The organism is Breznakiella homolactica, from assembly GCF_016616095.2.
In the GTDB taxonomy this organism is placed as follows: domain Bacteria; phylum Spirochaetota; class Spirochaetia; order Treponematales; family Breznakiellaceae; genus Breznakiella; species Breznakiella homolactica.
This window is the reverse complement of the sequence record NZ_CP067089.2, coordinates 2,682,479-2,699,770: the sequence shown is the minus strand read 5'-3', so window position 1 is coordinate 2,699,770 and position 17,292 is coordinate 2,682,479. Positions and strand designations below refer to the sequence as shown.

17 protein-coding genes are annotated in these 17,292 nt (G+C 54.8%); 7 read left to right on the top strand and 10 right to left on the bottom strand.

The features are described from left to right. The first annotated feature begins 22 nt into the window (after positions 1 to 22). Together JFL75_RS12185 and JFL75_RS12180 are read left to right on the top strand one after the other, a co-directional pair. Positions 23 to 427 carry a secondary thiamine-phosphate synthase enzyme YjbQ gene (locus JFL75_RS12185; protein ID WP_215626959.1) on the top strand — a complete coding sequence of 135 codons (405 nt, stop codon included), beginning with the start codon at positions 23 to 25 and terminating at the stop codon, positions 425 to 427. A gap of 39 nt (positions 428 to 466) precedes the next feature. Beyond that, positions 467 to 1,387, top strand: a complete 921-nt coding sequence (locus tag JFL75_RS12180) for a DUF4349 domain-containing protein (RefSeq protein WP_223292639.1) — start codon at positions 467 to 469, stop codon at positions 1,385 to 1,387. Positions 1,388 to 1,416: 29 nt separating this feature from the next. Here the strand turns inward: JFL75_RS12180 and proC are convergent, their stop codons facing one another. The 5 genes from proC to JFL75_RS12155 all read right to left on the bottom strand — a co-directional run bounded on the left by proC (position 1,417) and on the right by JFL75_RS12155 (position 6,493). Further along, positions 1,417 to 2,244 carry a pyrroline-5-carboxylate reductase gene (gene proC, locus JFL75_RS12175; protein WP_215626958.1) on the bottom strand — a complete coding sequence of 276 codons (828 nt, stop codon included), beginning with the start codon at positions 2,242 to 2,244 and terminating at the stop codon, positions 1,417 to 1,419. Between the two features lie 37 nt (positions 2,245 to 2,281). Further along, positions 2,282 to 3,070, bottom strand: coding sequence for a glutamate 5-kinase (proB, locus tag JFL75_RS12170; RefSeq protein WP_215626957.1), 789 nt, complete (start codon positions 3,068 to 3,070; stop codon positions 2,282 to 2,284). An 11-nt stretch (positions 3,071 to 3,081) separates the two neighbouring features. Next, complete coding sequence (locus JFL75_RS12165; protein WP_215626956.1) at positions 3,082 to 4,344, bottom strand: glutamate-5-semialdehyde dehydrogenase; 1,263 nt, start codon at positions 4,342 to 4,344, stop codon at positions 3,082 to 3,084. A gap of 450 nt (positions 4,345 to 4,794) precedes the next feature. Further along, positions 4,795 to 5,964 (bottom strand): DNA glycosylase AlkZ-like family protein, encoded by a 1,170-nt coding sequence (locus JFL75_RS12160; protein WP_215626955.1) that lies wholly within the window; start codon positions 5,962 to 5,964, stop codon positions 4,795 to 4,797. A 13-nt stretch (positions 5,965 to 5,977) separates the two neighbouring features. After that, positions 5,978 to 6,493 (bottom strand): GNAT family N-acetyltransferase, encoded by a 516-nt coding sequence (locus JFL75_RS12155; protein WP_215626954.1) that lies wholly within the window; start codon positions 6,491 to 6,493, stop codon positions 5,978 to 5,980. A 149-nt stretch (positions 6,494 to 6,642) separates the two neighbouring features. Between JFL75_RS12155 and JFL75_RS12150 the strand changes: the two genes are divergently transcribed. The 3 genes from JFL75_RS12150 (at position 6,643) to JFL75_RS12140 (ending at position 10,398) form a co-directional block, all read left to right on the top strand. Then, positions 6,643 to 7,473: an acetate and sugar kinases/Hsc70/actin family protein gene (locus JFL75_RS12150; protein WP_215626953.1), complete on the top strand. Its 831-nt coding sequence runs from the start codon at positions 6,643 to 6,645 to the stop codon at positions 7,471 to 7,473. A gap of 8 nt (positions 7,474 to 7,481) precedes the next feature. Next, positions 7,482 to 8,192, top strand: a complete 711-nt coding sequence (locus JFL75_RS12145; RefSeq protein ID WP_215626952.1) for an MBL fold metallo-hydrolase — start codon at positions 7,482 to 7,484, stop codon at positions 8,190 to 8,192. Positions 8,193 to 8,334: 142 nt separating this feature from the next. After that, positions 8,335 to 10,398, top strand: a complete 2,064-nt coding sequence (locus JFL75_RS12140) for a methyl-accepting chemotaxis protein (protein ID WP_215626951.1) — start codon at positions 8,335 to 8,337, stop codon at positions 10,396 to 10,398. Between the two features lie 15 nt (positions 10,399 to 10,413). Here JFL75_RS12140 and JFL75_RS12135 read toward each other — a convergent pair whose 3' ends face one another. The 5 genes from JFL75_RS12135 to JFL75_RS12115 form a co-directional block, all read right to left on the bottom strand. Continuing rightward, on the bottom strand, positions 10,414 to 11,103 hold the full coding sequence (locus tag JFL75_RS12135) for a GntR family transcriptional regulator (RefSeq protein WP_215626950.1): 690 nt from the start codon (positions 11,101 to 11,103) through the stop codon (positions 10,414 to 10,416). Between the two features lie 27 nt (positions 11,104 to 11,130). Next, the gene (locus JFL75_RS12130; protein WP_215626949.1) at positions 11,131 to 12,156 is read right to left on the bottom strand and encodes a zinc-dependent alcohol dehydrogenase; all 1,026 of its coding nucleotides are present in this window, start codon (positions 12,154 to 12,156) and stop codon (positions 11,131 to 11,133) included. 17 nt (positions 12,157 to 12,173) lie between these two features. After that, positions 12,174 to 13,451, bottom strand: coding sequence for a TRAP transporter large permease (locus JFL75_RS12125; protein ID WP_215626948.1), 1,278 nt, complete (start codon positions 13,449 to 13,451; stop codon positions 12,174 to 12,176). A gap of 1 nt (position 13,452) precedes the next feature. After that, positions 13,453 to 13,923 (bottom strand): TRAP transporter small permease, encoded by a 471-nt coding sequence (locus JFL75_RS12120; RefSeq protein ID WP_215626947.1) that lies wholly within the window; start codon positions 13,921 to 13,923, stop codon positions 13,453 to 13,455. Between the two features lie 63 nt (positions 13,924 to 13,986). Further along, entirely contained in the window at positions 13,987 to 14,988 is a 1,002-nt protein-coding gene (locus JFL75_RS12115; protein WP_215626946.1) for a TRAP transporter substrate-binding protein, read from the bottom strand. 247 nt (positions 14,989 to 15,235) lie between these two features. Here JFL75_RS12115 and JFL75_RS12110 point away from each other — a divergent pair, with 247 nt between their 5' ends. Together JFL75_RS12110 and JFL75_RS12105 are read left to right on the top strand one after the other, a co-directional pair. Beyond that, positions 15,236 to 16,288 carry a transketolase gene (locus JFL75_RS12110; protein ID WP_215626945.1) on the top strand — a complete coding sequence of 351 codons (1,053 nt, stop codon included), beginning with the start codon at positions 15,236 to 15,238 and terminating at the stop codon, positions 16,286 to 16,288. Between the two features lie 12 nt (positions 16,289 to 16,300). Beyond that, complete coding sequence (locus JFL75_RS12105) at positions 16,301 to 17,284, top strand: transketolase family protein (RefSeq protein ID WP_215626944.1); 984 nt, start codon at positions 16,301 to 16,303, stop codon at positions 17,282 to 17,284. The last annotated feature ends 8 nt before the right edge of the window (positions 17,285 to 17,292 follow it).

The window sequence follows — 17,292 nt, the reverse complement described above, 5'->3', positions numbered from 1 at the left end:
TGCGGTTGCCATGGGAGGAACCATGACCATTTTAGAAAGTTTCAACGTAAAAACCAGGGCAAAGGATGAATGGGTTGCCGTTACCCGGGAGGTCGAGTCCATCGTTTCCCGTTCCGGCGTTCGGGAGGGTATCTGCGTGGTTTTCGTTCCCCATACCACCGCGGCGGTTACCATCAACGAAAACGCCGACCCCGACGTTCCCCGGGATGTGCTCTTCGCCCTGGATTCCATTTCCCCGGACCGCCGGGAATTCCGCCACGGCGAAGGCAACTCCGCGGCCCATACTAAAACCGCCCTGGTGGGTCCGTCCCTGACCGTTATCGTTACCGGCGGCCGCCTGCTCCTGGGAACCTGGCAGGGCATCTGGTTCAACGAATACGACGGTCCCAGGACCCGGCACGTCCATGTGCGGGTTCTCGGTGAATAAACGCAGTGTTTCCGTATTTATTAATAATTAGGAGTATGTATGCTGAAGAAGAACAGATGGATTGCTGTCACGTTGCTTGTGATCCTGGGGATGGCTTTTGTCTCCTGCGGCGGAAAGGGCTCGTATGAATCCTTCGCTGCCGCCGATATGGCCTCCGGCGGCTCGGCGCAGATGTCCCGGAACGCGGCGGCACCGGAGGCTTCTCCCGAGGTTCCCCAATCAGCGGAGGCCGCCACCGCCGCGGGGGTTGAGCGGAAGCTCGTCAGGCAGGCCACCATCCGCTACCGTGTCCAGGACCTGGATGAAACCGTGCAGAGCCTGACGGATACCCTCAAACAATATGGCGCGTATATTTCGTACAGTACGGTATATGAAAACTCCAGGAGCTACACCATCCGGATTCCTTCCGCGTCCTACGGCGATTTTCTTTCGTCCCTGGATTCCATAGGCCGGCCGCTGTACCGCACCGAGACCGCGGAGGATGTCACCCTGCGGTATTACGACCTTGAAGGCCGGCTCGAAACCAAGCGGGAACTTCTGCGGACCTTCCAGGGATACCTCGGGAAGGCGGCGAATATTGAAGAAATCCTGTCGGTGGAAAAACGCATCGCCGAACTTCAGAATGAAATCGACTGGGTGGGTACGGAACTCAAGGGCCTTTCGGATCTCGTGGATTACGCTACGGTAAACCTGGAACTGCTGGGACCTGTCACGGCGGTGTCCTATTCGAAACCAACCCTGGGCGACCGGATCGGGGATATCTTCAGATCCTTCGGCGATTTTTCGGCCACGGTGGTGGTGGTGCTTATAGGAATCGTGGTATACGGAATTCCCATAGTACTGCTGCTGTCGCTCTTCTACTGGCTGCTCTTCGGAAAGATCGGCCTGCTGAAAAAACTGTGGCGCCTTGCCAAAGGCAAAGGCGGTTCCAAAACAGGCGGGAAGAAATCAGCGGAATAGGATTCCGCTGTCTGTGATCCGGCGGGAAATTATTCCCGCCGTCCCAGTTCTCCCGCCCGCCGGAAGGCCGCGTCCACCGCCGCCGCCGCGGTATCCGTGAATCCGCCCTTTTCCAGAGCGCCGATCCCCGCCAGGGTCGTTCCCCCCGGGGATGCCACCATGGCCGTGAGTTCCTCCGGGGTGCGGCCCGTTTCCTGCACCATGGCGGCGGCGCCGAGAACCGTCTGAGCCGCGTGCTTCAGGGCAAGCTCCCGGGGGAGCCCCGCCCGGACACCCCCTTCGGCCAAAGCTTCGATAAACATATAGGTAAACGCCGGCCCGGACCCGGAAAGGGCGGTAACCCCGTCGAGGTACTCTTCCGGGACGCGGTCCACGATTCCCGTTTCGGACAGTATTTCATTCAGCCGGGCCAATGCCGTATCCGGCACGCCTTGGGACGGGGTATAGGCGATAACTCCCCTGGCAATGAGGGCCGGAGTGTTGGGCATCATCCGCACCGCGGGCTGTCCGGGATTGGCCAGCTCCGAAAGGATCGCCCCGATGGTAAAACCCGCGGCCATGGAAACCACAATACCGGGATTCCCCGCGTCAAACCGTTCCCGCAGAACTGGGGCAATTTCTTTAAGCACCCCGGGGAGTATCTGGGGTTTAACCGCCAGGAAAATATAATCTCCGTACCGGGCGGCTTCGCTGTTGTCCCGCAGTACCGATGCCCCCAGATCCCGGGCCAGTGTTTCCGCCTTGGCCGTATCGGCGTCTGTAAATGTTATATTTTTTCCGCCGGTTATTTTTGCGGCCCCCCGCATGAGGGCGCCTCCCATATTTCCGCTGCCGATGCAGCTGATGCGTATGTCCATGGTTTTCTCCGTTTTTATTCAGCGCGGAAAAGCCGGGTCAGGCGAGAAAGGCCGTCCCCGGCTGGCTGCCGTTGGCCAGGGCTTCCAGGGCCCCGGGTTTTCCCCCGTGGGCGAGGATCATGGGTATCCCGTAGGAAACGACCCGTTCCGCGGCTTCGATTTTTGTGGCGATACCCCCGGTTCCGAAACTGTTGGCGCCGCCGATGGTTATGGCTGATTTAACTGCGCAGATATCCCGGACCTCGGGAAGGAGTTCCGCGTCGGGATGATCCTTGGGGTTCTTATTGAAGAGTCCGTCAATATCGCTGAAAAGTATGAGCAGATCGGCGCTCCAGAGCACCGCGGACTGGGCCGCCAGGGTATCGTTGTCGCCGATCTTGATTTCATCCACACACACTGAATCGTTTTCGTTGATGATGGGAACAATGCCTTCGTCCACCAGGGTGAAGAGGGTGTTCCGCATATTCAGGGTACGGATGGAATCACCGAAGTCATCCCTGGTCAGAAGCAGCTGGGCAATGTGGATACCCATGGGCTCAAAGGCCGTTTTCCACGCCTCCATGAGTTCCACCTGGCCCACCGCGCAGAGCGCCTGTTTGTAATGGAGATCCTGCTTCCGGGCCCATTTCCCCATTGCCGAAAGTCCCGCGATGCGGGCTCCGGAGGAAACAATCACCAGCTGTTTGCCGTTTTTGATAAACCGGCCGGCCTGTTCCGCGAATTCATTCAGAAAATTCCGGTTGACCCTGCCGTCCTTGTCCGCCAGGGTATTGGAGCCGATCTTTATTACGATTTTGCGGGAATCCGCGATCAATTGGGGAATCATGCAAAAATATCCTATGGGCGAATCTGGCCTGAGCCGCTGATACGGTACTTGATGGTGGTCAGGGCTTCAAGGCCCATGGGGCCCCGGGCGTGGAACTTCTGAGTACTGATTCCCAGCTCCGCGCCGAATCCGAATTCCCCGCCGTCGGTAAACCGGATGGACGCGTTGGTGTACACACAGGCGGCGTCCACCCGCCGCTGGAACTCCCCGGCGGAATCCAGGTTTTTCGTCAGGATGGCTTCGGAATGTTTCGTTCCGTAGGTGTTGATATGGGTTATGGCTTCGTCCAGGGAATCGACGGTTTTTACCGCCAGGGTATAATCGAGGAATTCCGTTCCCCAGTCTGAGTCGTCGGCGTCCCTGAGATCGAGCCCGGCGGGAACACTGCCGATGGCGGCTTTGGACCGTTCGTCGCAGCGGAGCTGCGCTTTTCCGGCCAGGCGCTGCGCAACCAAAGGCATAAGATCCGCGGCAATCTCCCGGCGGACCAGGAGGGTTTCCGCCGCGTTGCAGGCCCCGGGTTTCTGGAGTTTCGCGTTTTCGATTATACCCGCCGCGTTCCCGATATCGGCGCTGGGTTCAACGTAAATATGGCAGTTCCCTTCGCCGGTCTCGATGACCGGGACCCGGGCGTTTTCCACCACCCGCCGGATAAGTTCCTTTCCGCCCCGGGGGAGTACCACGTCAATTTTTCCCCGGGCATTGAGAATAATATCGATCTCATCCCGGCTGCCGGAATCCGCCAAAGCCACCGCGTCGGCAATGCCGCCGCCCCGGGACAGTCCGTCCTTAATCGCCCGTACAATGGTCCTGTTCGATTCCAGGGCCGCGGAGGAACCCCGCAGCAGTATGGCGCATCCCGCCTTGTAAGCCAGGGAAAACGCGTCCACCGTAACATTGGGCCGGGACTCATAGATAATTGCCGCCACCCCCAGAGGTACGGTGATCTGCTCGATAAAAAGCCCGTTGGGCATGGTCCAGCCGGCTTTCACTTTCTGTATTGGATCTTCCTGGCGGATAATGGTATCGATGCTGTCTATTATTCCGGTGATACGTCCGCTGTCCAGGGCCAGCCGGTCAATCAGGGCTTCCTTCATGCCGCCCGACCGGGCCCGTTCCACATCGGCTCTGTTGGCCGCGAGTATATCCTCCCTGGCGTTGTCCAGGGCGGCCATGACGCTGCGGAGGGCATTATCCTTGGCGTGCCGGGTCTGGAGTTCCAGCCGGGCCTGAGCCTTCTTCAGGGAATCGAATAGGTGATCCAGTGAATTCATGGTACTTATCATAAAAGTCTTTGGGCGCTCTTGCAAGATGCGGGGGAGCACCGAGTCTTTCAAGCCGGAAAGCACCCGGGCATGCCGGTGCCGCGGGGCCCGTCATAGAGCAATGGGTTTGGCTCCTCAGCGGCCTGCGGCCTCGAAAGTCGCTCAAACCCATTGCTCTATGACACCCGGCGCTGCCGTTACGGCCCGGGTGCTTTCCGGCTTAACCGGCTCTGTGCTGCCCCGGTCAAGAGGGCTGCTCCCCCTCGCTCCAGCCTTGCCGCATCATGTGTGGAGTTTTGCTGCCAGGGGCGGCAAGGCTTACGCTACCCCCACTTCGGGTTCCCGGGCGGTATGGGGTATGAGCGACTTTCGAGGCCGCAGGCCGACACGGAGCCATACCCCATACCTCCCGGCAGGACCCCCGAATCCGGTGTCTCCATGCTGCTGTGCTTTTTCGTCCTAGCGGGTAATCTTCGTACACCGGTTGTAGGCGGCGAAACGTTCGAGTCCCCGGTCCAGGGCTTTTCCGTGTTTCCCCGGAGCATAGACCCCTTCTTCGGGCCAGAAATTCTCCACCGCCAGGGTGTCCGTTTCCCTGTCGGTTTTCATTTCGATTCTTCCGATAAAACTCTCCCCGCAGAGTACCGGCAGTACGTAGTACCCGTACCGGCGTTTGTTTTGGGGAACATAGACTTCCCAGGTGTAATCGAAATTGAAGATGGCCTTGATCAGTTTCCGGTCCCAGATCAGATTGTCCAGGGGCGCGATGAACCGGACCGTTTCCGGCAGAGGCGCCCCTTCGCGGGCCGCCCGGAGGAGGGGAAGGTTCTCCGCCGCTATGAACAGGGGCTCGGATATTCCTTCCGCCAGGATTTTTATAAGGGAGCCTTTTTTGGCGAGGGTTTCAAAAGCCTTTGAGCGGCCTTCGCTTTTGAAGCCCACCGGCCCGAGCCACGCGTCGCTGCCCCGGTTCCACAGGAGCCCGATGCTGCTGACCCGCCGCAGCACCATCCATTGATAGAACGCGCTGTCCGATGTATTGGGGTCTTTCATGGAATAGAACTCCCCGGGGATGTGGTTTTTCGCCAGGGCGTAATACCGCCGGGTTCCCTTTTTATGGTGCACCACCGCTTTGCCGGTGTAGCACATGCATTCCAGCGCGGCCTTCGCGGTCCGCTGGGGACCGTAATGCCAGGGAACTTTGTCTTCCAGGGCAAAGTCGGAGGAACAGGCGGACTCGTTTTTTTCCAGATACGCGGTAATTGTTTTTATGGCACCCTTCATCTTTTCCGCGTGGGGTTTAAAATGGTTCCTGAACCGGGAAAAATACGGCCAGTCCTCCACGGCGCAGATGGCCATGTTTTTATCCCACACATCAAAGAGTACCCTGTCTTCATACAGGAGCTTGTCTATGTCACCTTTCCGGTATTCCGGGAACCGGGACTGCAGGACAAGGTCGGGGTTTCTCCCCACCGTATCTAAGGGATCAAACTGAATGCAGCCCGCTCTTCTGATAAACGCGGACGGCCCTCCGGGAAATTCCCCGGTACCGGCAAGGTGCTGGTAGCTGAGCAGGTACCTGCGGATTTCTTCTTTTGAAGCGTGAATGGTTTCGGTATTTTTGTTCATAACACTGTTCCCGCTAAACCCCGGCGGTCTGTCCGTTTTCCGCCAGTTTTTTCAAGCCTTCTCCGGAAACCCGGTACACGGTCCATTCATCCATGGGAACGGCCCCTTTCTTTTTGTAGAACGATATCGATGGTTCGTTCCAGTCGAGGCATGACCATTCCAGGCGTCCGCAGCCCCGTTCCAGGGCAAGCTCCGCCGCGTAGGACAGCAGTTTTCCGCCCAAACCTTTTCCCCGCAGGAATGGTTTAACGTAAAGGTCCTCGATGTAGATTCCCGGCTTGCCCAGGAAGGTTGAGTAGTTATGGAAGAAAAGCATGAATCCCGCGGGATGGGAATCGTATTCGCAGATAATGACTTCCGCCTTCCGGTCGGTAAAAATTGTTTTCTTCAGCAGATCTTCGGTGGCGCTGACCTGGTCTTCCATTTTTTCGTATTCCGCCAGTTCCCTGATAAACTGCAGAATCAAAGCGGTATCCTGTTCTCCGGCAAAACGGAAAATTGTATGTTCATCTATGCGGCGCTTTTCCATGTGTTCCTCCGGCATGCGCTGAATCTGGCGGCAATATGGTTCAGCATACTATACTTCATAGTAAAATAACACATATTCCTGTATATTTGAATAAAGCTGAATTTTTAAGTATTGTATACTTATCTAACGGCGCAGCAAAAGGAATGCCTATGATTATTGGAATAGATATCGGCAGTACCACCACAAAGGCGATCGCCCTCAAGGGTTCGGATATTGCCATAAAAATAAAGACAAAGGCCAATGATGCCGTAACCTCCGCCACGGGTGCCTTCGGGAAAATGATTATTGAAAACGGAATGTCCATGAAGGATATCGAAAAAATAATTATCACCGGCGCGGGGTCATCCAAAATAAACAATGATATCTTTGGGATTCCCACCTCAAAAATTGACGAACTAACCGCCATAGGCCTTGGGGGCATGTTCCTGGCTAAACAGGACAATATCATCATCGCCAACATCGGCACCGGGACGGTGATCATCGAAGCCAGCAAGGACCGGATCGCCCACTTCGGCGGATCCGGTGTGGGCGGCGGAACGATCATGGGGCTTTCCAAAAAACTGCTGTTGACCGAAAACTTCGAAACCATCATCGAGCTGGCGTCATCCGGGGATTTGAGCCGGGTGGATCTCCTGATCGAGGATATCATGGAAACGGATATCAGTTTCTTCAACCGCAAAACCACGGCGTCGAATTTCGGCAAGATGCTGGATACCGCGGAACGGGAAGATATTGCCCTGGGGATCCACAACATGGTGTACCAGGTAATCGGGATGCTGTCGGTATTCGCCGCCCGGAACAACGACCTCAGCAAAGTTGTCATTACCGGCAACGGCAGCAATAACCCTATCGGCAAGAACATTCTGGCGGGCATCACCAGGATGTACTCGGTGGAATTTGAATACCCCGCCAACGCGGAATATACCACCGCCATCGGCGCCGCCCTTTCCAACGGGCTGGGCAGAAGCGGCGCGGGATGACTTCCGGTATGATACCGGTGACCAGCCGGATTTTTATGTTTGAACCGTCGGAATATTCCCGGAGACCTGTGATCGGGTACTTCGAGGGAGAGCGGCGGAGCCTGCTGTTTGACGCGGGCAATTCCCACCGCCACGCCGGCGACATCCGGGTTGAGCTCGTAAAACACCGCAAGCCGGAGCCGGATTTTATCGTGATTTCCCACCACCACTGGGACCATTGGTTCGGCCTTAAGGCCTATAAAGCGGTTTCCCTGTGTTCGGAAAAAACCCTGGAAGAGATCCGGCGGCAGACAGCCCTGGACTGGAGTTCCGACGCCGTGTGGGACCGGGCGGAAAAGGGGCTTATTCCCCGGGAAACCGCCCGGATGATGGAAAACGAATTCGGCATGAAGCGGAAAGATATCGATTTTAAGCTGCCGGATATGACCTTCCGGAAAAAGATAACCATTGATCTCGGCGGGCTCAAATGCAGGGTGGAATCCTTCGGCGGCAGCCACGCCAGGGATTCGGTGGTGCTTTTTGAAGAAACCGAAAAGGTGCTGTTTCTCGGGGATGTGCTGTATACGGACGGATACAAACAGCCTCAATTCGATAAAACCGCGGAAAAACTGCTCGGATACGGCGCTTTATTGTATATAGAATCCCACGCGAATAAAATTTATTCAAATAAACAGTTTCTCCGCCGCCTGGAGAGTATCCGCCGCAGAATCACTTCTTAGCAATTCATGTGTAACTCTTTCTCTGTATTTGACTTGTAGTTAACAAAAAATGTATATTTAACTATAGAGCAAATATATTTTATAGAGATTCTTGTTTTCGCAGGTATATTCTCTTCATCTCAGAGAATCTCAAAGGAAGACAATGAAACTGTCCCAAAAGATAATTCTTTATATCGTAATCATCATACTGTTTATTTCCCTGGGAATCGGGATTACGTCCCTCGTCATATCATATAACGTAATACAGTCCACGGCGGACCAGTCCCTGATGAAGCAGGCCGAATCCGGGAAAAAACTCCTTGATGTCACCATATCCTCCCAGCTGACCATACTGGAAGAAGTTGTGTCCCAGCCCGAAGTCAAAACTATGGATTGGGAAATCCAGCGGGAAGCCCTGCGCAATGATGTTGAGCGCCTCGGGTATATTGATTTCGGCGTAATTGTTCCCGACGGTACCGTACGGTACGTTCTCGGCGACGAGGTATCAAACCTCGGCGAACGGGATTATGTGCAGCGGGCCTTCAAGGGAATTTCCAATGTATCGGATGTGCTTATCAGCAAAGTCATCAACGCGCCGGTGGTTATGTTTGCCGTGCCTATTTTCAATAATGATACCGTCGTGGGGGTGCTGGTTGCCCGGCGGGGCGGGAACGCGTTAAGTGATATTACCAATACCATGGGGTTCGGTGAAACCGGATACGCTTATCTGATAAACGGCGCGGGGGTGATCATTTCCCACAAGGACCGGGACCTGGTGATGAACCAGTTTTCTCCCCTGGAAGCGGTGAAGGAAGATACGTCCTACCGTTCTATTGCCGACGCGTTCGGCGAAATTATACGGACCAGACAAGGTTTGATCAGCTATAATTTTAATGACAGCAACGTTGTCGCCGGGTACGTTCCGGTGGACAGCATGGACTGGATTTTTGTTGTTACCATAGAAAACAGCGAACTTATGGCGGGAATAAATACCTTGTTTCTGTTTGTGACCCTGGGAACGGCGGGGTTCCTCATTGTGGGAATCATCAGTGCCCTCGTTATCGGCCGGTCGATTTCACGGCCCCTCTCCCGGATGCTCCCGGTTCTCGAAACCGTTTCCGAAGGCAACCTTACCGAAAAGATTGCCGTCTCTACAAAGGACGAGCTCGGGATTATGGCGGATACCTTCAACCGGTCCATCTCCGGTCTGGCGCAGATGGTCGCCACTACCAAGGAATCGGCGGGTAAGCTTGACAGTATGGCCGGCGATCTTTCCACAAGGATGAACGAAACCGTGGCTTCAATGGAAGAGATCACCGTCAATATCGCGAACGTAAAGGAGCACGCCAGGAATCAGTCGGAATCGGTCTCCGAAACCAACCGGACCATGGAGGAGATTAAGGAGTACGCGGACAAGCTCAACTCCCTTATCGGCAGCCAGTCCGCGGCGATTGTGGAATCCTCCGCCGCGATTGAGGAGATGGTCGCCAATATAAAATCCGTCACCGAGATTCTCCAGAAAAGCGCCCTCTCAATGAAGGAACTCCTGGACGCCTCCGAAGTGGGGCGCGCCGAGCTGCAGGAAGTGACGGGAATCATCAGAACCATCGAAGGCGATTCCGAGGGCCTTATTGAAGCGAGCAATATCATCCAGAATATTGCCCAGCAGACGAACCTCCTGTCCATGAACGCGGCGATCGAAGCGGCCCACGCCGGTGAGACCGGCAAGGGGTTCGCGGTGGTGGCGGGTGAAATCCGGAAACTGGCGGAAAATTCTTCGGCCCAGGGAAAAAACATAACCAATGTTCTGGGAAGTCTCAAACAGAAAATAAACAGCGCCGTGGGAGTTTCGGACAAGGCCCAGATGCAGTTCGATCAGATCCTGAGTCTGGTCAGTCAGGTCCAGGGCAACGAAGAGGTAATCAAGAACGCCATGGAAGAACAGACCACCGGCAGCGGCCAGATTCTGGATGCCATGAAGGAAATAAACGATATTACCACCCAGGTCCGGGACGGTTCGGTCCGGATGATCTCCGGCAGCAGCACCGTACTGGATGAAATGGGCAAGGTTATTAATATCACCAAGGAAGTGGATACCGCCATGGATGAAATGTCCGGCAGTGTGGACCACATTAATTCAGCGGTCCAGGATGCCAGTATCGTAACGGAAGAGACCAAGGCGAATGTGGCGACGCTCTCCGGCGCGGTGGATAAGTTTACGGTATAGGCGGGCTAGGCTGGGTCAGTTCAGGCCGAATGCGCTGGCGATATTGATTATGGTGCGGTGCAGTTCTTCAAGGTGTTCAACCATCAGCCGTTTCGCTTCGTCCGCCTTGCCGGCCTGAACCGCCTGGGCTATGTTGATGTGCTCGGTGATGCTTTTTTCGACCCGGCCTTCCATGGCAAGAAGCCCCATCCGCCAGCGGTGCCACTGGACATTCAGGTTTTCTATTATTGAATAGGCCCGCTGGTTTTCGCTCATCTCAAACAACAGTGTATGGAACTCCCAGTCGAGTTTGAGCCAGTCGTCAAGGGCACCGTGGGGTTTCGTTTTAAGAAGCCGGTACTCGTCATTGAACTGGACCATCCGTTTAACGATAGTGTCGAGACGTTTGCTCTGGCCCACGGTTTTCCGCATGGTGGCGTATTCGGCGACGTACCCTTCGATGGCGATCTTTAAATCGAAAATCTGGCTCAGGTCTTTGTATGAAAGGGACGCGACTTTTTTCCGGCCGTTGATGTTGACAATGATGCCCTCCTGCTCGAGTTTGCGGAGGGCTTCACGGATCGGGGTCCGGCTGATGCCGAGGTCCTTTGATAAGGTCAGTTCGGAAATGCTCTGTCCCGGTTTTACCGAAAGGTCCAGGATCCGTTCCTTTATTTTCTTGTACGCGTAATCCCAGGCTTTTAGGGAATTTTCTTCCTTTGCCATATAAACCGATTATCACTCCGGAATGTATCAGCCATTTACCAGAACGGCCTTGATCCTGTCTTCTTTTTCTATTGCAAGCCTCCGGAATACTTCCGGGCCGTTTTCCATTTTTTCGGTCAGTTCAACCAAAATGCCGCAGTCGATGCTGCCGCTGTTTATCAAAGCTATCGCATCCGCAATTTCTTGTCTAGTATAAATAAAGGATCCGGCAATGGTGAGTTCCTTCATTACAATATCGGGAATTTCCAGGGTAACCGTTTTGCAGGCGTTTCCCACCCACACGATTTTCGCCCCGATGGCGGCCCACTGTACGCCGTTTTCGTAGGTCGCCGGCACGCCCACCGCGTCGAGCACCCGGGGGAAGCCGCCGTTTTCAATGATGTCCCTGACCGTCTCAGGCAAAGCATTCCCCGGGACAAAGCATTCCTTTGCCCCCAGGGTTTTTGCCTTTTCCAGGCGCCGCTCATTGGCGTCGCAGACATAGACGCTGCGGTTTCCCAGAGCCCGGAGAACCTGGAGGCTCAGCAGTCCGATCGCTCCCGCGCCGAAAAGCAGCAGGGGGCTGTCTTCCGGGTCCGTGATTTTCCGCGCGCCGCCGTAGGCCACCGCCAGGGGCTCAGCCAGGGACGCGTGGACCAGGTTCGTTGTATCCGGAATGGGAACAAGCTGGTGCTCCGGAACGGCAAGGTATTCAGCCATGCCGCCGTTGTCTTTGAGAATGCCGTAGTATTCCACGGGGTCCGTACAGAAGTTGGTTTTTCCTTTTTTGCAGAATTCACATTTCCCGCAGTTAACAAAGGGAAGGATCACCACGGGCTGGCCTTTTTTAAGACTGGTCCCCGGACCGGCCGCTTCCACAATACCGGCCATTTCGTGGCCCATGATCATAGGGGGAATACGCCGGCCCGTGAGGCCCAGGTATCCGTGGATATCGGATCCGCAGATTCCCACCGCGGAGATTTTTACCAGAATGTTATGGAACTCATCCAGCCCGGGAGCGGCAACTTCCTTCCAGACCATGGAACCGATATCATCGAATACCAAACCGTGCATAAGATTCTCCGTTAATATTACTTACCCAATGCCGCGGGAAGCGCGGTGGTAAGCTGGGGGATGAAAATGAGCATCAATGCTACCGCCACCATGCTGAGCAGGAACGGTATCGATGCCTTTACCGATTTTTCCACCGATACATTGGCGATCTTGGCGCATATAAACGTACAGACGCATACCGGCGGTGTTACCAGACCGATGGACAGAACCACAATGGTGACCAGCCCGAACTGGACCGGGTTGATTCCCGCGGCCAGTGCTATTGGATAGAAGATTGGTGTAAGCATGATGATATTCGCACCCATGTCCATGAGACAGCCGGCCAGCAGATAGATGAGGACTATAAAAAGGAAGATTCCGGTCTTTCCCATATGGAGCATTTCCAGGAAATTGCCGAGCTTCACGGGAATGTTGGTGTATGTGATGAACCAGCTGTACAGGGACGCCGCCGAAACAATGAGCATAACCGTGGCGGTGCTTTCCGCGGCGTTGAGCAGTATTTTCCCCAGATCCCTAATCTTGATGCTCTTATACACGAACAGCGAAATTATAAGGGCGTACAGTACCGCGATGGCTCCGGCTTCGGTGGGTGTAAAGATCCCCAGCAGGATACCGCCGAGGATAATCAGGGGCATGCCCAGCGCCAGGAGCGCCTGTTTGGTGGCGACCAGAATTTCCTTGAAGGTTGCCCGGGGATTCTTGGGATATCCCCGTTTGACGCTGATGACGTAGCACACGATCATCTGGGCGACGCCGACCAGGATACCGGGGATCAGCCCCGCCACAAAGAGGGTGGTCACGGAAACGCCGGTGCAGGCGCCGTAGAGTACCATGGGAATACTGGGCGGTATGATGACGCCGATGGTGGATGATGACGCGGTGATGGCGCTGGAAAATTCCGGATCGTAGCCTTCGTCTTTCATCGCGGGAATGAGCATGGAACCGATGGCGGAACTGTCCGCGGCGGCCGCTCCGGTGATTCCCGCAAAGAGCATACTTATGAGAACATTAACGTGCCCCAGTCCGCCTCTGATGTGGCCCACCAGGACACTGCAGAACCGAAACAGCCGTTTGGCGATTCCGCCGGTGTTCATTAATTCACCCGCAAGCACAAAGAAAGGGATACACAGCAGTATGAAGGAATCCGTTCCGGTGGCCAGCCGCTGGGGGATGATCATCAGCGGCATGGTGTCGCCGATGATGATACTGATCAGGCTTCCCAGTCCCAGTGAAAACGCGACGGGAATGCCAATGATAACAAAAATGAAGAAACTGATAAATAACGCGCCTGCCATATTAGCTGTCCCTTTCCCGTATGATTTCGACGGATTCCGCAACGGTCCCGATAAACATCAGGAACATTCCCAGCGGAATAGCCATATACACTACGCCCATGGGCATCCGCATAACCGCTGAGGGCTGTCCCATTACCTGTAAGGACAGTTTCGTTCCATAAAATGTAACGATCGCCATATACACGATCATCAAAGCTTTCCCGGTTAAGATTACTGCTTTCTTTGATTTTCCGGACAAGCGGTCGGTAAGCAGGGTTATGCCCAGCTGGCTTTTGTGGCGGACCGCTAAATATCCGCCGAGGTACACAATCCAGATGAACGCGTACCGGGAAAGCTCCTCGGACCAGCTCAGGGGTTTGACAATCACCGACCGGAACAGTATCTGCAGCAGAACTGTGGCCACTACGATAATCATCTGGATAACGATTACTATATTAATTACCGTGTCCAGTCCGCTTAAAAATTTCTTCATCTTTGGCTCCGATTGTTCAGCACCGGACCGCTCAAAGAGCGGCCCGCCAATGCTGTTCAGGATTTAACGGACATTCCGGACCTTGTTGATAAGTTCCCATCCGCCCAGGGAATCCGCGAACTGGTTGTACACAGGTTCCACCGCTTTGGTAAACGCCGCAATGTCGGGGTTGTGGTTGATATTCAGCCCGAACTTGGCGGCTATTTCCTTGAGGGCCTCCGCTTCCATTTCCTGGGACAGCTTCCGCTGGTAATCCCTGGCTTCCGCAGCCGCCCGTTCCACCGCGGATTTCTGTTCCGCGCTCAGGCCCTGGTAGAATTTCTCGTTGATCAGCAGAACCGAGGGATTGTAGAAATGCCGGGTGAGGGACAGGTACGCCTGCACTTCATAGGCGCCGTTGTACACATTGTTGATGATCGGGTTTTCCTGGCCGTCGATGATTCCCTGCTGAAGGGAGGTGATTACTTCGGACCATCCCATGGGAACCGCGTTTCCGCCCATGGCGTTGATGGTCGCCACCATGATGGGGCTTTCCATGACCCGGATCTTGAGTCCCCGGAGATCCGCGGGACCGTTGATAACCCGTTTCGAGTTGGTCATCTGCCGCCAGCCGTTCTCCCAGAACGCCAGGTTGCGGATGTTGTTCTTCAGCAATTCCTCGGAGATTTCCTGTCCGACTGCGCCGTCCAGTACTTTATAGGCGTGGTCGTTGTCCCGGAACAGGTAGGGCAGGTTTATCACTTCCATCTTCGGCGCGAAGGCGCCCACCGGGCCGGTTGAGGAGAACGACATCAGCAGGGTGCCGATCTGGACGCCTTCCACCAAATCCCGCTCATTGCCGAGCTGGCCGTCGGAATACACTTCAACTTTGATTGTTCCGCCGGAATACTGGTCCAGCAGTTCCCCGAAGTGTTTGAGGGATGTTGTGATGGGATGGTTGGCCTGATTGGTGGTCCCCAGTTTAACCACATGGACTTTTCCGGCTCCGTCTTCGGATCCTTTCGCAAAAACACCCTGCAGGACTGCTAAAGACACTATCAGGGCGATAACCACGGACTTTTTCATAGAACCTCCTTGAAACAAGTCATATAACGCTGGAAAATTGGTATAATTGTATACACATAAATTTCAGCTGTCAACAAAAATATTATTTCAACTAAATATATACATTGAAACGAATTAGCTTATTTTTTATGATGAATCAGGGAATTAAAATTTTCAAAATATATTAAATATGTGTGATAAATTTCCTTGACAGAATTAAAAATTGCATGCATTACTATTAAAAAGTGTATACAATTAGGAGGAGTGCATGAGCAAATCCATTGCCGAACTCACCGGTTATGAAAAATTCTGGCGGCCCTTCCGCGAATCGACTCTTTACAATCAGGATGTTCTCCCCTTTCACGGAAATTACTCCGAGCTGCTGAAAAATACGGAGACCCTGGCGTACCTGATCCGGAGCTATACGGTATATGAAATGACCTGCGCGTCTCTGGGCCATCCCGGAGGCAGCATGTCACAGGCTGAAATCCTGGCGGTCCTGTTCAATTACCTGCTGCGCCACGATCCGGCGGACCCGGGCTGGGAAAACCGGGATGTTCTGTATTTATCGAAAGCCCACTGCTGCCCGGCCCTGTATACGGCCCTGGCGCTCTTCGGGTATTTTCCCATGGAAGAACTCAAACTCTACGGCTCCTGGGGATCGATGCTCGAGTCCCATCCGGACTGCACGAAAACACCGGGGATTGAAATCAGCGGCGGTTCCCTGGGGCAGATCCCCGGGGTTGCCGTCGGCCGGGCCCTGGGCATGGCCAAGAAAGGGCCGGACCAGGCGAACCGTATGGTCTATGTAATCGTCGGCGACGGGGAATGCAATGAAGGTTCCGTCTGGGAAGCCTTTATGGCCGCGGGGCATTACGGTCTCGACAATATTGTTTTCATCATTGATTACAATAAGGTCCAGGCCAAAGGGTTCGTTCATAACGATATGGGAATCGAACCCCTGGCGGACAAGCTCAGGGCCTTCGGCCATTCGGTGTTTACCGCAGAAAACGGCCACAATGTATCGGAGCTTATTGACCTCGTGTCGAAACTCAAGAACTCCCGGAACGGAAAACCTATTTCCGTAATAGCCAATACCATCAAAGGGAAAAAAATCGCCGAAGCCCTCTTTAATCCGAACTGGCATACCTCCGCGCCCCGGGACCGGGAAACCGCGGCGGTATGGCTCGATCAGCTGTGGCAGCAGGACGGGAGCCGCCTGGGGGTTCCCCGGACATTCGTGGATACCCTGGGGAAACTCATTGAAAAAGTTCCGCCCCTGCACGGCAATCCCGATTCATTTTCCGACGCCCAGGCATAAAGGAGGAATTCAATGGCACAGTTTACAATACCGGCATTCGACAACGCGGGGGAAATGCGCTACCAGATGGGACATAAGCTCCTTTCCATGGTAAAAGAAAACCCCGCGGTTATGGCTGTAGACGCGGACCTCCGGAGTTCCACGGGGCTCCATATCGTGGACCATTTTTATCCCGACCGGGTCGTCAAGGTTGGTATTGCGGAGCAAAACCTCATGGCCGTATCCGCGGGTCTCTCCCAGGAAGGGTTTATTCCGTTTCCCTGCACCTTTGACGCGTTCTGCCGGCGCTTCATGGACCAGCTCTATGTTTCGGTATGCTACAGTAACCTCAACGTGAAAATCATCGGCAGCTACGCCGGCCTGTTTACGGGCAAAGCCGGCGCGACCCACCAGAGCGACAAGGAACTGTCCCTGCTGCTGCGCATCCCCAACCTGACCGTCATCGAGCCGGGTTTCAACATGGAAATGGAGCAGGCCATGGATGCCGCCGCCGCGATGCAGGGGCCCTGCTATCTCAGGCTCGTCCGGTGCAAGGTCAATTACAACGAAGCCCATGACGGATACCAGTTTAAGATCGGCAAAGGTGTCACCATCGAAGCGCCGTCCCAGAACCGCGCCGATATTGGGCTCCTCTGTACCGGGTTTATGGTTCGGACCGCGAAGTACGCGGCAAAGAAACTGCGGGATCTCGGGTATTCGGTCAGGATCGACCACCACCCGTCCCTCAAACCCTTTGACACGGAACTCCTGGACATTATGGCGGATTCGGTTTCCGCCATGGTTACCCTGGAAAACCACTGCACCAGCGGCGGCCTTTTCTCGCTGGTGGCGGAACACTGTATTTCCCACGGAAAGTATCTGCCGGTTCTTCCCATCGGAACAGACCCCGGGGACTTTATCCATACGGGCCATGAAAACGATCTGATGCACCGGTACAAGATGACTTCCGACGATGTTGTCGCCCGGGCAGTGGAAGCGGTAAAGGCCGCAAAATAAGGAGGACC

Bases quoted from the DNA above. Each gene is read 5' to 3' on its own strand.
- JFL75_RS12185 (WP_215626959.1), top strand. From the start codon at position 23: ATGACCATTTTAGAAAGTTTCAACGTAAAAACCAGGGCAAAGGATGAA.
- JFL75_RS12180 (WP_223292639.1), top strand. From the start codon at position 467: ATGCTGAAGAAGAACAGATGGATTGCTGTCACGTTGCTTGTGATCCTG.
- proC (WP_215626958.1), bottom strand. From the start codon at position 2,244: ATGGACATACGCATCAGCTGCATCGGCAGCGGAAATATGGGAGGCGCC.
- proB (WP_215626957.1), bottom strand. From the start codon at position 3,070: ATGATTCCCCAATTGATCGCGGATTCCCGCAAAATCGTAATAAAGATC.
- JFL75_RS12165 (WP_215626956.1), bottom strand. From the start codon at position 4,344: ATGAATTCACTGGATCACCTATTCGATTCCCTGAAGAAGGCTCAGGCC.
- JFL75_RS12160 (WP_215626955.1), bottom strand. From the start codon at position 5,964: ATGAACAAAAATACCGAAACCATTCACGCTTCAAAAGAAGAAATCCGC.
- JFL75_RS12155 (WP_215626954.1), bottom strand. From the start codon at position 6,493: ATGGAAAAGCGCCGCATAGATGAACATACAATTTTCCGTTTTGCCGGA.
- JFL75_RS12150 (WP_215626953.1), top strand. From the start codon at position 6,643: ATGATTATTGGAATAGATATCGGCAGTACCACCACAAAGGCGATCGCC.
- JFL75_RS12145 (WP_215626952.1), top strand. From the start codon at position 7,482: ATGATACCGGTGACCAGCCGGATTTTTATGTTTGAACCGTCGGAATAT.
- JFL75_RS12140 (WP_215626951.1), top strand. From the start codon at position 8,335: ATGAAACTGTCCCAAAAGATAATTCTTTATATCGTAATCATCATACTG.
- JFL75_RS12135 (WP_215626950.1), bottom strand. From the start codon at position 11,103: ATGGCAAAGGAAGAAAATTCCCTAAAAGCCTGGGATTACGCGTACAAG.
- JFL75_RS12130 (WP_215626949.1), bottom strand. From the start codon at position 12,156: ATGCACGGTTTGGTATTCGATGATATCGGTTCCATGGTCTGGAAGGAA.
- JFL75_RS12125 (WP_215626948.1), bottom strand. From the start codon at position 13,451: ATGGCAGGCGCGTTATTTATCAGTTTCTTCATTTTTGTTATCATTGGC.
- JFL75_RS12120 (WP_215626947.1), bottom strand. From the start codon at position 13,923: ATGAAGAAATTTTTAAGCGGACTGGACACGGTAATTAATATAGTAATC.
- JFL75_RS12115 (WP_215626946.1), bottom strand. From the start codon at position 14,988: ATGAAAAAGTCCGTGGTTATCGCCCTGATAGTGTCTTTAGCAGTCCTG.
- JFL75_RS12110 (WP_215626945.1), top strand. From the start codon at position 15,236: ATGAGCAAATCCATTGCCGAACTCACCGGTTATGAAAAATTCTGGCGG.
- JFL75_RS12105 (WP_215626944.1), top strand. From the start codon at position 16,301: ATGGCACAGTTTACAATACCGGCATTCGACAACGCGGGGGAAATGCGC.